The following is a 12,584-nucleotide window of genomic DNA, read 5'->3' as shown; positions in this document are numbered from 1 at the left end:
ACGTCATTCCATTCCGTCAAGCGTAAACCGACGTGCTCTCAAAACGGCGCTTACCATTGATCGACAGGCACGTCTGAACAGATTGCTTGTAGGTGACCCCACCATTTGATGGTGGGGCGGCGGTCTGGATAAAAAAGTTATTTAGGGTGGACGATGTTGAGATAGCAGCGTACCCTGTGCGCATTGTCGGCAACCGAACATGTAGGCGTCGACGACTGGGAGTTGCTACGTGCTCTTGCCTGCTAAACAGGAAAGAGCACTGGAAGTGTTTAGCCAATCTCCACAAATCATCAATATCAGATATCCGGATTGGCGCTTCCATCGTGAAGGTCGCGTGTCATGACGAACGACACGAGCGGAGAGCCGAGGCTCCTCAACGCTGCAGAGATATTGAAGATCACCGACATGATGCTTGAATGGTCTCAGTTGAACGATATTCCGCTTGATCGGCTAACATCAAAAAGACAATTGATCCTCTCCCGATTTAGAGCGGGAGAGAGGGTTGCGGAGAAGCTTTTCGGTGACTTTTAATGATGGGGTGGCTGTTGGAACTATCAGATTGCCTATCGCTAAATGATACGACTCTGAAAGTATCTAAAATTCACGCGGCATTCATCCAAATTTCTGGCGAAATAAGGCCCCACCCCGCAATGGATTCTAGATCTTCTGAGAATTTATCAATTTTTTGTTGAATCAAAACCCCATTTAGCTGCCTGCAGGGTATACGTCCTCCACTTCTTACATATAGGTAGTGGTCTCTCTCAAGCTTCTCTTCCTGCTCCAACGTGAGTTGGTCACCCTCAATGCCGTCCAGTATATATTCTTGATCTTTCAATTGATTGTATCGCGAACGCATGTACCACAGTGCAAAAAATCGTCCAACTACTCGCTTATCCGAAACTCTTGTTACACCTTCCAGGTTAGAAATCGTTCTATCTGTAAGCTCCTGGAATTCATCCTCGATCTCTCGCATGTAACCTGACTCAGAACGCTGATCCCAGGCTCGTCTAGCACAAAAAATCGGGTCTGATGGCTTAGCTTTTCTAGACTTCTTCCGTATCAAATCATACACCTCAACTCTGCCCTCACAATTGGCAAAGTGCGCGATGCTTTTCTTCGGGTAGGCGTGTTGTTTCGTCGTTAATTCGCTCGCATTGCTCGGACTCGTCTTCTCTGGCTTAGACCAACCAGTCTCGTCATCCCAGTCACCCCATCCACCTGAAAGAACTCCCCCGATAGCGGCAGCGTTATAGCTTCCACCGCTGCTGTACACCAAAATTGTCCGAGTATATCGCTTGAATGGGTTCATGCTGCTAAATGTCCTCACCCAACAATTTTCGTCAAGTTAGGTGCTGAATGTGGAGCTAGGTTTTGACCGCAACCCTTTGTCATGGGGAGGGTGCTTCGCCACCAGATCAGGTTTTTCGCGTCCAGCGGGTCATGGGTCAGCCGTCGCAGGATGCATCTGCCTCACATGGTCGGCACCGGTTTGTGTTGCGTCTGTACAGCATCGTTTCCAACCACACTTTCCTTGATTGACCATGTGGTCTATGCGCTGTTTTTTTCCACTTGCGATATTGTTGCGCCGCAGTCAGCGTGTTTTCAGGGTTGCGGATGTGTAGGCTGCTGAACAACCACAACTGAATTGCTTCGTTTTAACAACGATGCCGAATGGGGATCGTCACGACACATTTGTCGTAACGAAAAGGCGCAGCTTGTGTTATGGCAGTGTTTTCGAGGTGTCACATGCCCCGTTACGTGCTCACAAAGGCGTTGCGAGGGGTGTGCGCAGAAGATGAGACAAGCCAGATGAGGCGATCCAGATGAGAGGGGCCAGATGAGACAAGACAGTCGTTTGTCGCGCATGTTGCATGTGTTGATCCATATGGGCCGGCACAAGGGCGTCATGACCTCTGACTTGATTGCCACCATGCTGGATGCCAATCCTGTCGTCATTCGCCGCACCATGGCGGGCCTGCGCGAAGAGGGTTATGTGCATTCGGAGCGTGGCCATGGCGGCGGCTGGACACTGGCGCGGCCGCTGGAAGAGCTGACGCTGCTCGATATTTACCGCGCGGTGGGCGAACCCTCGATTTTTGCGGTTGGTCCTGCCTATGACATGCCCGGTTGCCCCATTGAAAAAGCCGTCAACGCCACGCTGGAAGATGTGTTTTCCGATGCAGAGAAACGCCTGATGGAGCGGTTTGCCGGTGTCACCCTGGCGGATATTGCCAAGACATTTGTGGCCCCTGAAGGCGCGCAGGATGGCACACAACATGGCCAGTCCTGCCGTCCCTGATATGCGTGTGTAAGCAAGTTTTATCCAAAAAATAAAGTTCGTCAGTGGAACGAATTTTTGCGATGTATGGTTGTGCTTATCCGTGCGTCACATCTTGGTGTGATGTTGGGTTTAGCGCAGCTGGCGGGAAATCATGAATTTCCGGAAACCGGCCTTTGATTGTCGATTGTTTTCAGAAAGTGATATCCGCCGATGTTACGCAATATCTTTTCGAGACTGCTGAATAAGACCGAGCCGGAAGCACCGGAAGACCAATCCGCCCATGATTTTGACAGCTGGAACCGCATTGGCCGCACCAAGGCGATGAATGTCTGCGCCGCGCTGGAAGCGATCATCGATCTCGAAGAAAGCCCCGATGAAGATCTGGTGGAAGACGAGCGCGACGAGGAATTTGCCGATGCGGTGCTGGATGAGGTGGTGGCGCTGAATGCCGCCGGTCACTGGCAGCGGGCGCGCGAACGTTTTGACCCCGCCCACACACCTTTCACCTCGCATATGGGCGATGTCGGCCTGCATGCTGTCGTCATCCTTGGGCCGGACGCCTTTCTGGTGCGGCTGGATGATCAGGTCCTGCACATCGATGGCGGCGAGATCACCGAAGTGGACGGCGCCACCATGGTGGCCATTTCGCGCAACCGGCGCTGGATTGTTTTGGCCACCGGGCAGGGCCTTGCCATTTCCGAGGGCTTTGACCCCGCCACACAAGAAATCACCCCATGGCCTGAAGATATCGAGGTTGATGCCACGACGGTGCGTTGCCTTGAAATTTCAGATGATGGCGAAAGCGTTGTGCTGGCCAGTGATGAATTCGGTATCTGGCTGCTGCGCGGCAGCGACTGGACACTGCTGGCCCCACGTTCCGGTCATGTCGATGAAGACGACGAAGACAAAGATGATGATGCCGCCGAAGACGACGCCGAAGAAACTGCGGATGATGTAGAAGGCGGCCTGCGCAATGTCGGCTCGGAAGATTGCCCGGTCTATATCGGCAGCTACAAGGACATGAAGGCCAGGTTCGGCGGGCCGCTGGGCATTGATGCCAGCCACGTCGCCATCTCGCCAGATGGGCAATACGTCGCTTATGGCTGGCAGGATGCCTATGGCGGCCATTACGTCGAGCGCATTACGGACACCACCGTCGAACCCTATGGTCGCATCGAGGCTGAAAGCGACTACCCCTATAATCTGCGTTTCACCGATGATTCAAAAAGCCTGTTGTCAAACTCGCGTTACGGCTCCAGCGGCGTTACCGTCTGCCGCGATCTGGCGTCACTTGTCGGTGATGATAATGAGGACGAAGACGAACCACAGACAACGGATGATTATCTGCGCGCCTATGGCATGACGCAGCTGCCCGGCGAGGTCTACGGGCTGGGCGAACCGGTGGCGTGGATTGGCGGGGCAGGCTGGTCGCATGCCGCACCCTTAAGCGGTGGCAAACCTGTTTTCACCCAGTTCCTCGGTTCGGCGCTGCGCGGTTTTGATTTTGATCCGGTCAGCGGCCGCGTCGCCGTTGCCAGCGCATCCGGCGTGCTGCATGTGCTGGACCCGTTTTCGGAGGCGCAGCCCGGCCGCGAACGCGGTTACCACCCACGCCGCGAAGTGTTCCGCTGGATTTTCTGGGAAACGCTGGAAACCCCAATCCGCTGGTAAACCAGACTGTGTGGGACACTCTTGCCGATCTGCGCCGTGCAACCTACCTTCAACGCCGTGCGTTTGGTGGTGTGTGAACGCAAGGTGAGGAGAAAACCGCATGGCAGAGACATCAGGCGATGGCATAACGGTGCTCATTGTTGGTGCCACCGGTCTGGTTGGCAGCCATGTGTTTGAGCAAGCATTGGCTGACCCCGCTGTGGCGCGGGTCATTGCGCCAACCCGCCGGCCTCTGCCGCCGCACGAAAAACTGCTGTCACCGCAGGTAGACTTCAACGAATTGCCAACCGAGGCCGATTGGTGGCGGGTGGATGCGGTCATCTGCACGCTTGGCACCACCATCAAGACGGCCGGTTCACAGCTGGCCTTCCGCCGGGTGGATCATGACTATCCGCTTGACGTGGCGCGTCTCGCCAAGGCTTACGGCGCCTCCACCTATGCGCTGACCTCGGCCATTGGTGCCGATGCCAAGTCGCGGTTCTTTTACAACCGGGTCAAGGGCGAGGTGGAAAACGAGCTGAAAGCGCAAGGTTTCACATCGCTCACCATCGTGCGCCCCGGCATCATCGGCGGCAAACGGCCTGAATTCCGGCTTGGCGAACGCCTGTTCCTGCATGCCATGCAAATCATCGGCCCGCTTTTGCCACGCCAATGGCGCGTCAGCCCGGCCGGCAACATCGCCCGCGCGCTGCTCAACGCCGCTCTGTCCCAAAAGCCGGGCGTGCATATCATCCCCGCCAGCGAACTGGCGTGATGTTTGGTCTGAGTATACGGGCCCGTCATGCCTCTCTCCGGGCATCACCAGATTATCGCTGTCGATGCCTAAGGCCTCAGAGCGACAACCATCCATAGACCTTTTCTGGGCCTGATGCCGCACGCCACCTCTATGAGACAAGAGGTTTTGTGCTGGTTGAGGAATATACTGGCAGCCAGTGGGGCCGCGAGGTGCCGGAACAACGGTTTCTGCGCGGGCCACCGACACACCGGCGGTTTCCATTAGTTGCTGTCGACGCAGATGGCGTTTTGTGGGCCATAAAGCCGCATGAAAAGCGTAATGCCCAGCGATACTCTTTCATCGATTTCGTCTTCGCTCAGCGGCTCACGCGCGCCAAGCTTGACTTCCAGGTTTTCGAAACCCAGCCATAGGCCGGCCAGATTGTCGGCGGCCATCGTCGCATTGCTCACTTCCAGTTCGCCCCGGCCAGAGGCGTGCGCAATCATTTTCACCAATATCGCTTGGCCGCGTCCAGGGCCGGCGGCAAAGAACTTGCGCGGCAGGTCCGGGTCACGTGTCGCGGCAGAGGCGATCAACCGGTCCCAGCCGTGCAGTTCACGCCGGTTGATGAAGTTCAGGTAACGAACCCCGAAGGCATGCAGCGCCTCGCCAATCGGCAGGCTCTCGCTTTGCAGCAATTCATCGTCGGTCACAGTCAGATCGGATTCGCGGCGGATCACCGCTTCGACCAACTCTTCCTTGTTGGCAACCTTGGAATAGATGGTGGCCTTGGAAACATTGGCTGTCAGGGCAATCTCTTCCAGCGTCACATCCATGCCGCGGGTCAGAAAAAGCTGCCGCGCAGCATCCAGCAATGCTTCCCGCTTGGAATGGTCCTTGGGCCGTCCCGGCTTTCGTTTCTGAACGTCACTCATCACGCCTTACCTTTAGCGCACCGAAAGTATCGCGGCCAGCACCAAACCGCCAACCACCGTCACATGCTCCAGCGCAATCTGGAATTCATGGCTTTTGCGCGGTTCGGCAAACTTCCAGAACGGATGCCCAAGCGGAATAGACAGCAGCGTGAACACGCCAAGCGCACCGGCACCCAGCCATGCCAGCCCACCGACATTGCTGATCAGCAAGGCCGAGCCCAGCAACTGGCAAATGATCGTTGCCACGGCACAGGACCTTGGGTGGGTGAGGGCGGCATCCTCCATCTCTTTCACCACGACAGCAAAATTGAAAATCCCGAAAATGCCTGCCATCCAGAACAGGCAGGTCAGCACCACGGTTCCGATGATTGCGGTCACAGGGCTTTGCAGAATGGTGGTGATCAGCTCGTTCATGACGTCCTCAACGTGATAATTATCATACTCGGCGGTATAGAAATTAATTATTGAACTGTCGAGTCTGAAAATTAAAGCGGCCAGGAACGGGCCCATCTGCCACACGGGCGCATGCGCCTGTGTGATGGGATGTTGGAGGATTTGGGAATGGCGGAATGATATCCTGTCACCAGCTAAAGACATGGGTGAGTTTTGTCTTGTAACAGGCTGAAAACGAAAGATTTATGGTGTCCCGTGACGGGGCATGAAAAGCCGCCAGTCATGCTGGCGGCAGGTGTTGCTCAGGCCTTGGCGAGATCGCCGTAACCGGGGCGTTTGTAAAGGGCGGCCTCATTGGCTGCAATCTCGGGGCCGTAGACTGTGGTCTCCCAGTCATTTGGCTCGACCTCTGAAATGGCCACCGAAAGCGATGTGTCGCTGGAACCGAAAATCGCCTTGGCGGCCTCCACCACCTTGGCGGCAAATTCCTGCTTCTGCTCTTCGGTCTTGCCGGGAAACATCTTTACGGAGATATGAGGCATGGTCTTGTCCAATCCTTGGCTTTCAGGTTTGGCCACATCAATAGGACAGAAAAGCTGGGGTCGCCACTGCTTTAAATTGCCACCTGAAAACAAGCCCGGCCAACCATCTGTCGATTGTTTGCCGGGCCGTTGTGTCGGGTCTCAACGGTAAAAGTCAGTCGAGAAACTGTTCGTCCGTCACCTGATCGGACCAGGCAACATTGGTGCCGTTTTCCATGTAGGACAGGGCAATATGGCGCATCAGCGTGGTGTCGGTTGCGCCATGCCAGTGGCGAATACCGGGGGCAAACCACACCACATCGCCCGCCTTGACGTTGCGTTTTTCCGCGCCGTCTTCCTGCACCCAGCCGGCGCCTTCGGTAATGATCAGAAGCTGCCCGCGCGGATGCGAGTGCCAGGCGGTGCGCGCACCCGGCGTAAAGGTCACAAGTCCGGTGCTGTGGCCATTCTGTTCATTGGCATCAAACATCGGCTCCACAAACACCGTGCCGGTAAATTGCTCTTTCGAGGCCAGCATGGATTTTCTGCTGCTGTTTTCGGAAATAATGATGCCTTCGGCCGCAACCGGGCTGCCTAGCGCGCTCAATGTGGCGGCAATAGCGATGGTTTTTTTCATGGGTTTTCCTTTCAAATGGTGGTGTCGCCAGGTAGCGACAAAATGCGTCGCGTGACGCAAATGAGGTCTTGGGCGTGACAGACCTCAGCTTGGCCGGTTTTCAATCACGTCCTTGGCAACCGGCACGGCGGAAAATACGTTTGGCCAACCCGCATAGAAGGCCAGTGTCGTCAACATTTCCGAGGCCTCGGTGGCGGTCAGGCCATTGTCCATGGCCTTGTTCAGGTGAAAACCAACCTGCGCCGACTGGCCGTTGGTAATCAGCGATGCCACCGTCACCAGACTGCGGTCACGCGGTTTAAGGCCGGGGCGCTGCCACACATCCTGAAACAGCATGGCGGTATAATCGACAACGCCCTGCGAGATCGGGCCAACGCTTTCCGTTACCCGTTTTGCCCGGTCGTCTTCTGCCGCCTGGTTGATGGGCAGCAATTCCGGGTTTTCCGGCGGCAATTGTTCGGCGGTAATGCCGCGTGCGGCAAACACATCCTTGGCAACTGCAACGGCTGATGTGGCCTGCGAAAATCCGGCATAAAATGCCAGATGTGTGATGATCTCGGAGAGTTCGCCAGCCGTCACGCCATTATCGAGCGCCCGCTCGAAATAAAACGGCATGTCGATTGTCTGGCCGCGTGCAATCAGTGCGGCAATGGCCACCACGCTTCTGTCGCGTGGCGACATGCCCGGCCGTTTCCAGATTTCATCAAGCACGATTGTCTGGGTATATTTGCCAAGGGCAGGGGAAACCGCACGAATATCGGCAATCGTCAGCGGTTGCGCCATGCTGGCGCGTTTGGTGTCTTCAGCAAATGTTGGTGCGGCTGCAGAAAGCGACATGGACAATGCCGTCGCGGCAAGTTTCTTGTTCATACAGGAATTCCTTCAAAGGTGATGACAACCCTTCAAAGTTAGGTGCGAATTCCATGCGCATTAGAGGCCCAATACCGATTGGACTTATCGGTCTGACGCATAAATGTTGGCGTTACAGCCCCATGATGGTCCGTGCTTCATTTAGTGAGCCGGCTTGATGGTGGGCGCGCAGATCACGGCTCAACACCATGTCTGGTATCTGAATAACCTTGGCCACACCGGCCTCCATGGCGGCGTGCACGCCAAGGTCACTGTCATCAAGCGCCACGCATTGGTCGGGGCGCAGGCCCAGCGTTTCAGCCGCGGCAATATAAACGTCGGGCGCCGGTTTGCCGCGTTTTACCATGTCCACGCCAACAACCGCATGCACGCGGTGCAAAAGCCCGGCATGTTGCAGTTTCCATTTCGCACGGGCGGTGTCGCTGTTGGTGGCAATGGCGCGCGGCAGCTGCTGTTCATCCAGCGCATCGAGAAAGTCATGTACGCCGGGGCGCAGCGGAATGGCATCGCGCATTTTTTCGTCGATTGCCGTGTTCCAGGCCAGATCAAGGGCTACCCGGTCAATGTCACCGCCCAGCTGTTCATTGATCATGCGGGCGCTGGTGGCGCGATCCACCCCCACCAGGGCGTGAAAGAAGGTTGGCTCAACCTCAAAACCCATGCCTTTGAGCACGGCCGGACCGACTTCAAATTGCAGCCGCTCGGTGTCGAGCAGCAGCCCGTCCAGATCAAGCAACACGCCGGAAAACTGCAAAGCCATCATCAAATCCTGTTCTGGTACATGTCGGGTCTCGAATGTGCCGGTCTATCCGACATGGCACAGCTCGTCCAGCTTACATGAGACATCTGCAGCAATGGATGGGGAGTGACTTACGGCGCCAGACCACCGGCCACCGTCAGCACCGTGCCGGAAATGAATTTCGCCTGTGGTGAGGCCAGAAACACCGCCGCATCGGCAATATCTTGCGGCAGGGCAATGCGACCAAGCGGCGTTACCCGCGCCACCATGTCAGGCCGGTTGGGGTTTCCTTCACGCTGGTGCATGTCGGTGGCCGTGGTGCCAACCCGCACGGCATTGACGCGGATGCCAACGGCCCCCAGCTCCTTGCCCGCACCAATCGTCAGGGTTTCCACCGCACCCTTGGAGGCGGCGTAATGCACATATTCGCCGGGGCTGCCAAGGTTTGCGGCGAGCGACGACATGTTGATGATCGCGCCACCATTGCCACCCTGATCGGTCGCCATACGTTTGATGGCTTCCTGAATGCAGTAGAGCACGCCAAACACATTGGTCGCGAAGGTCGCTTCGAGGTTTTGCGGTTTCAGCTTTGCAATGGGGCTGGCCCCGCCAATGATGCCGGCATTGTTGACAACGCAGGACAGGGGACCAAGCAGCTTGTCGCAGGTCTGAAACATCTGAACAACCGCCTCGCTGTCCGCCACGTCGGCCTGAACGGAAATCGCCCGCGCACCCTCGGCCTTGCAGCTTTCCACCGTCTCGGCCGCCCCTTCGGCGTCGCTGTTATAATTCACGCAGACATCATACCCCGCCTTGGCAAAGGCCAGTGCCGTTGCAGAGCCTATGCCCTTGCTGGCACCGGTAACGAGAACGATCGGGCGGGTGGACATGGCGCTTTAGGTTCCTTGCTGGTTGATGCACCATGGTTAGCAGCACTGCACGGCAAACGAAAGCTTGGGGTGGAACGGCAAGGCTTGCGCCCTTACCTCTACCCCTGTGGGAGAGGAAGAAAAATCATCATCTTAGCTTGCTAAGTGATAGATTTTTCAAGTGAGGGGTTCTGTGCTGGCTCGACGTTCACCCACTCACTCCGCAAACAAATGCTGCGCCATGTAGTCCACAAACGCCCGCACCTTGGGCGATAAATACCGGCTGGTTGGCCACAGCACCCGGAATGTGCCGGTATCCTGCAAATGGTCATCAAGCAGTGACACCAGTGTGCCGGCCTTGATCTGCTCGGCCACCGCAAAGGGCGGCAGGCAGGTAATGCCGAAGGACCGTTCCGCCAGATAGATCAGTGGTTCCAGCGTGCTGGCCACAAGACTGACCGGAAGGTCGAGTTTGATGGTCGCGCCATCGCGCACCAGCGGCCATGGCTCCAGCGTGCCGTAATTGGCAAAACGGTGGTGCAGGCACTGGTGCTGCAACAGATTCTCCGGCACCTGCGGATGGCCGTTTTCCTTGAGATACTCGGGCGACGCAACAATCACATGGCGGAAGGTGCCAAGCTTGCGGCTCATCAGCCTTGTGTCGCGCACCTCGCCGGTGCGGATCACCGCGTCAAAGCCTTCCTCGATCACGTCAACCAGCCGGTCGGTAAAATCGAGGTCGAGATTGATCTGCGGATAGGCCCGCATGAAGGAGGAAATGGTCGGCATCAACAACATGCCGGCCAGCGGCAGGCTGACCCGCAACTGTCCACGTGGTGCGGCCTGGGCGCGGGAAAGTTTGGCCCGCGTTTCCTCATATTCCGCCTGAATGCGCCGGCAGGTCTCCAGAAACAGCCCGCCTTCTTCGGTCAGTGCCATGCTGCGGGTAGAGCGGTTGAACAACTGCACATCAAGCTCGTCTTCCAGCCGCGCAATCGCCTTGCCGACCGCAGACCCCGATATGCCCAGCCGATGCCCGGCCGCCACAAAACTGCCGGCCTCCGCCACCTGCACGAAAATGCCAATTGTGCCCAGCTTGTCCATTGCGGAATATTTGTCCGTTCTGTTGAGAATTACGGCCTGTTTATCCCGTATATCTCGGTCGCTATCCAGATGCCATCGCAATCACAGTGAATGCGACAGCAAAATGGAGACCTGTAACACCATGACCAGCCAGCCCGTTGCCGCCTTTTCCGCCGCACCCGCCACCACCTTCATCGTCAATGTCATTCACGTGCATCCCGGCAAGCAGGAAGAGGCCTTCGCCATCATTCAGGACGTTGTGCATTACGTGGCAGAACGCAAGGAAGGCTTTTTGTGGAGCAATCTTGCCAAAAGCAGCGATGGCCTGACAGTGGTCAATATCGAGGCGATCCAGAGCGCCGATAATGTCGGCGAGTTTTTCTCCGACCCGGTTTTCGTTGAAAAGTTCAAGCGGCTGGATGAAGTCTCATCAAGCGAATTCCACACCTATACGATCGGTGATCTGGTGCTGCCAAAATTTGAACGTGGCGCTTAAGCCCATGTCGCAACTTGCCTATGAACAGACAGAGCCGGACGACCAAGCGTCCGGCGAGCAAAAACTGCCGCTGCTGGCGTTGATCGCGCTGGCCTTGTCAGGGTTCATCATCATCCTCACCGAGGCACTGCCCGCCGGGCTGCTGCCGCAGATTTCGGCTGATCTTGCGGTGTCGCAATCGGCGACTGGCCAGACGGTGACGATCTATGCGCTGGGCTCGCTGCTGGCTGCCATTCCGCTGACGCGTGCCACACAAGGCCTGCGCCGTCGCCCGCTGCTGACGCTCACCATTATCGGGTTTGCCATTGCCAATCTGGTCACAGCGCTGTCATCGTCTTATGTGCTGACCATGGTGGCGCGCGGCTTGGCCGGCATTTCCGCCGGTCTGTTATGGGCGCTTTTGGCCGGTTATGCGGCGCGTCTGGTGCCGGATCATCAAAAGGGCCGCGCCATCACCATTGCCATGGCGGGCACGCCCATCGCGCTTTCCATCGGTGTACCCGCCGCCACCTTCATCGGCCAGCTGGCCGGTTGGCGCTTATGCTTCGGGCTGATGAGCGCTGCGGCCATAATCCTGGCCCTGTGGATCAACTGGCGGCTTCCGGATTTTGCCGGCACAAAACAGGCGGAAAAACTGTCACTTGCCGGTGTCATCAAGCTGCCGGGCATCCTGCCCATCTTGTTCGTCACCTTATCCTTCGTGCTGGCGCATAACATTCTCTACACCTATATCGCGCCGTTTTTGACGCCTTTCGGTCTCTCTGGTCAGGTGGATGCCATTCTGCTGGCCTTTGGCTGCAGTTCGCTTGTCGGCATCTGGTTCGTTGGTGTGTGGATTGACCGCCGGCTTCGCGACCTCGCCATTTTCAGCTGCCTGCTGTTTTGCCTTGCCGCTGTCATCTTTGGCCTTTGGCCAGAGGCCGAAATCGCTGTTTATTTCGCCGTTATCCTGTGGGGTGTGGGTTTTGGTGGCGCCGCCACCATTTTCCAGACGGCCATGGCACGCACGGCAGGTGAACATACCGATATGGCGCAGTCCATGCTTGTCACCGCCTGGAACCTCGCCATTGCAGGCGGCGGCATTTTCGGCGGCCTGATGCTCAACCATATCGGCGTTTCCGCCTTCGTGCCATCGGTGCTGGTGCTGCTTGCTGCCTGCCTTGCCGCAGTTGTGTTGGGCAAGCGCAGTTTCATCAATGCGGGGTGAGGGGCGCTGCCACTGGTGCCCCTACCTCTACCCTTGTGGGAGAGGAAGAAAAATCATCATCTTAGCTTGCTAAGTGATCAATTTTTCAGGTGAGGGGTTGTGCTGCGAACCTTGCCTCGTCCTCGGGTATGACCCGAGGGATGTCACAGGCATCCTGTGTGTAAAAA

General features: G+C 56.8%; 14 protein-coding genes. 5 read left to right on the top strand and 9 right to left on the bottom strand.

The annotated features are described in order from the left end of the window. Positions 1-601: 601 nt before the first annotated feature. The gene (locus RT613_RS22745) at positions 602-1,309 is read right to left on the bottom strand and encodes a hypothetical protein (protein WP_313618646.1); all 708 of its coding nucleotides are present in this window, start codon (positions 1,307-1,309) and stop codon (positions 602-604) included. A 528-nt stretch (positions 1,310-1,837) separates the two neighbouring features. Here RT613_RS22745 and RT613_RS22740 point away from each other — a divergent pair. From RT613_RS22740 to RT613_RS22730, 3 genes are all read left to right on the top strand, one after another. Beyond that, positions 1,838-2,299, top strand: coding sequence for an Rrf2 family transcriptional regulator (locus RT613_RS22740; protein ID WP_313618645.1), 462 nt, complete (start codon positions 1,838-1,840; stop codon positions 2,297-2,299). Positions 2,300-2,491: 192 nt separating this feature from the next. Beyond that, positions 2,492-3,952: a hypothetical protein gene (locus tag RT613_RS22735; RefSeq protein WP_313618644.1), complete on the top strand. Its 1,461-nt coding sequence runs from the start codon at positions 2,492-2,494 to the stop codon at positions 3,950-3,952. 100 nt (positions 3,953-4,052) lie between these two features. Further along, entirely contained in the window at positions 4,053-4,706 is a 654-nt protein-coding gene (locus RT613_RS22730) for an oxidoreductase (protein ID WP_313618643.1), read from the top strand. 242 nt (positions 4,707-4,948) lie between these two features. On the opposite strand, the gene RT613_RS22725 is transcribed toward RT613_RS22730, so the two are convergent. The 8 genes from RT613_RS22725 to RT613_RS22690 all read right to left on the bottom strand — a co-directional run bounded on the left by RT613_RS22725 (position 4,949) and on the right by RT613_RS22690 (position 10,735). Next, complete coding sequence (locus tag RT613_RS22725; RefSeq protein WP_313618642.1) at positions 4,949-5,602, bottom strand: TetR/AcrR family transcriptional regulator; 654 nt, start codon at positions 5,600-5,602, stop codon at positions 4,949-4,951. Between the two features lie 12 nt (positions 5,603-5,614). Beyond that, on the bottom strand, positions 5,615-6,016 hold the full coding sequence (locus RT613_RS22720; RefSeq protein WP_313618641.1) for a DoxX family protein: 402 nt from the start codon (positions 6,014-6,016) through the stop codon (positions 5,615-5,617). Positions 6,017-6,297: 281 nt separating this feature from the next. Beyond that, on the bottom strand, positions 6,298-6,537 hold the full coding sequence (locus tag RT613_RS22715; RefSeq protein ID WP_313618640.1) for a tautomerase family protein: 240 nt from the start codon (positions 6,535-6,537) through the stop codon (positions 6,298-6,300). Between the two features lie 154 nt (positions 6,538-6,691). Then, positions 6,692-7,153, bottom strand: coding sequence for a cupin domain-containing protein (locus tag RT613_RS22710; RefSeq protein WP_313618639.1), 462 nt, complete (start codon positions 7,151-7,153; stop codon positions 6,692-6,694). Positions 7,154-7,237: 84 nt separating this feature from the next. Continuing rightward, positions 7,238-8,023 carry a carboxymuconolactone decarboxylase family protein gene (locus RT613_RS22705; protein ID WP_313618638.1) on the bottom strand — a complete coding sequence of 262 codons (786 nt, stop codon included), beginning with the start codon at positions 8,021-8,023 and terminating at the stop codon, positions 7,238-7,240. Positions 8,024-8,135: 112 nt separating this feature from the next. Then, entirely contained in the window at positions 8,136-8,783 is a 648-nt protein-coding gene (locus tag RT613_RS22700; protein ID WP_313618637.1) for an HAD family phosphatase, read from the bottom strand. A gap of 110 nt (positions 8,784-8,893) precedes the next feature. Further along, positions 8,894-9,652: an SDR family oxidoreductase gene (locus RT613_RS22695; RefSeq protein WP_313618636.1), complete on the bottom strand. Its 759-nt coding sequence runs from the start codon at positions 9,650-9,652 to the stop codon at positions 8,894-8,896. Between the two features lie 195 nt (positions 9,653-9,847). Further along, complete coding sequence (locus tag RT613_RS22690; RefSeq protein ID WP_313618635.1) at positions 9,848-10,735, bottom strand: LysR family transcriptional regulator; 888 nt, start codon at positions 10,733-10,735, stop codon at positions 9,848-9,850. A 121-nt stretch (positions 10,736-10,856) separates the two neighbouring features. On the opposite strand from RT613_RS22690, the gene RT613_RS22685 reads away from it, so the two are divergent. After that, a complete protein-coding gene (locus RT613_RS22685; protein WP_313618634.1) occupies positions 10,857-11,210 on the top strand; it encodes an antibiotic biosynthesis monooxygenase in 354 nt (117 codons plus the stop codon). A gap of 4 nt (positions 11,211-11,214) precedes the next feature. Further along, the gene (locus tag RT613_RS22680; protein WP_313618633.1) at positions 11,215-12,417 is read left to right on the top strand and encodes an MFS transporter; all 1,203 of its coding nucleotides are present in this window, start codon (positions 11,215-11,217) and stop codon (positions 12,415-12,417) included. The last annotated feature ends 167 nt before the right edge of the window (positions 12,418-12,584 follow it).

This window comes from Agrobacterium sp., assembly GCF_032092815.1.
Classification (GTDB): Bacteria; Pseudomonadota; Alphaproteobacteria; order Rhizobiales; family Rhizobiaceae; genus Agrobacterium.
The sequence above is the reverse complement of the archived record's forward strand: the minus strand, read 5'-3'. Positions and strand labels throughout refer to the sequence as shown.

Excerpts from the sequence above, each read along its gene's own strand:
- RT613_RS22720 (WP_313618641.1), bottom strand. The coding sequence starts at position 6,016 with ATGAACGAGCTGATCACCACCATTCTGCAAAGCCCTGTGACCGCAATC.
- RT613_RS22730 (WP_313618643.1), top strand. The coding sequence starts at position 4,053 with ATGGCAGAGACATCAGGCGATGGCATAACGGTGCTCATTGTTGGTGCC.
- RT613_RS22700 (WP_313618637.1), bottom strand. The coding sequence starts at position 8,783 with ATGGCTTTGCAGTTTTCCGGCGTGTTGCTTGATCTGGACGGGCTGCTG.
- RT613_RS22735 (WP_313618644.1), top strand. The coding sequence starts at position 2,492 with ATGTTACGCAATATCTTTTCGAGACTGCTGAATAAGACCGAGCCGGAA.
- RT613_RS22710 (WP_313618639.1), bottom strand. The coding sequence starts at position 7,153 with ATGAAAAAAACCATCGCTATTGCCGCCACATTGAGCGCGCTAGGCAGC.
- RT613_RS22740 (WP_313618645.1), top strand. The coding sequence starts at position 1,838 with ATGAGACAAGACAGTCGTTTGTCGCGCATGTTGCATGTGTTGATCCAT.
- RT613_RS22695 (WP_313618636.1), bottom strand. The coding sequence starts at position 9,652 with ATGTCCACCCGCCCGATCGTTCTCGTTACCGGTGCCAGCAAGGGCATA.
- RT613_RS22745 (WP_313618646.1), bottom strand. The coding sequence starts at position 1,309 with ATGAACCCATTCAAGCGATATACTCGGACAATTTTGGTGTACAGCAGC.
- RT613_RS22705 (WP_313618638.1), bottom strand. The coding sequence starts at position 8,023 with ATGAACAAGAAACTTGCCGCGACGGCATTGTCCATGTCGCTTTCTGCA.
- RT613_RS22680 (WP_313618633.1), top strand. The coding sequence starts at position 11,215 with ATGTCGCAACTTGCCTATGAACAGACAGAGCCGGACGACCAAGCGTCC.
- RT613_RS22725 (WP_313618642.1), bottom strand. The coding sequence starts at position 5,602 with ATGAGTGACGTTCAGAAACGAAAGCCGGGACGGCCCAAGGACCATTCC.
- RT613_RS22690 (WP_313618635.1), bottom strand. The coding sequence starts at position 10,735 with ATGGACAAGCTGGGCACAATTGGCATTTTCGTGCAGGTGGCGGAGGCC.
- RT613_RS22685 (WP_313618634.1), top strand. The coding sequence starts at position 10,857 with ATGACCAGCCAGCCCGTTGCCGCCTTTTCCGCCGCACCCGCCACCACC.
- RT613_RS22715 (WP_313618640.1), bottom strand. The coding sequence starts at position 6,537 with ATGCCTCATATCTCCGTAAAGATGTTTCCCGGCAAGACCGAAGAGCAG.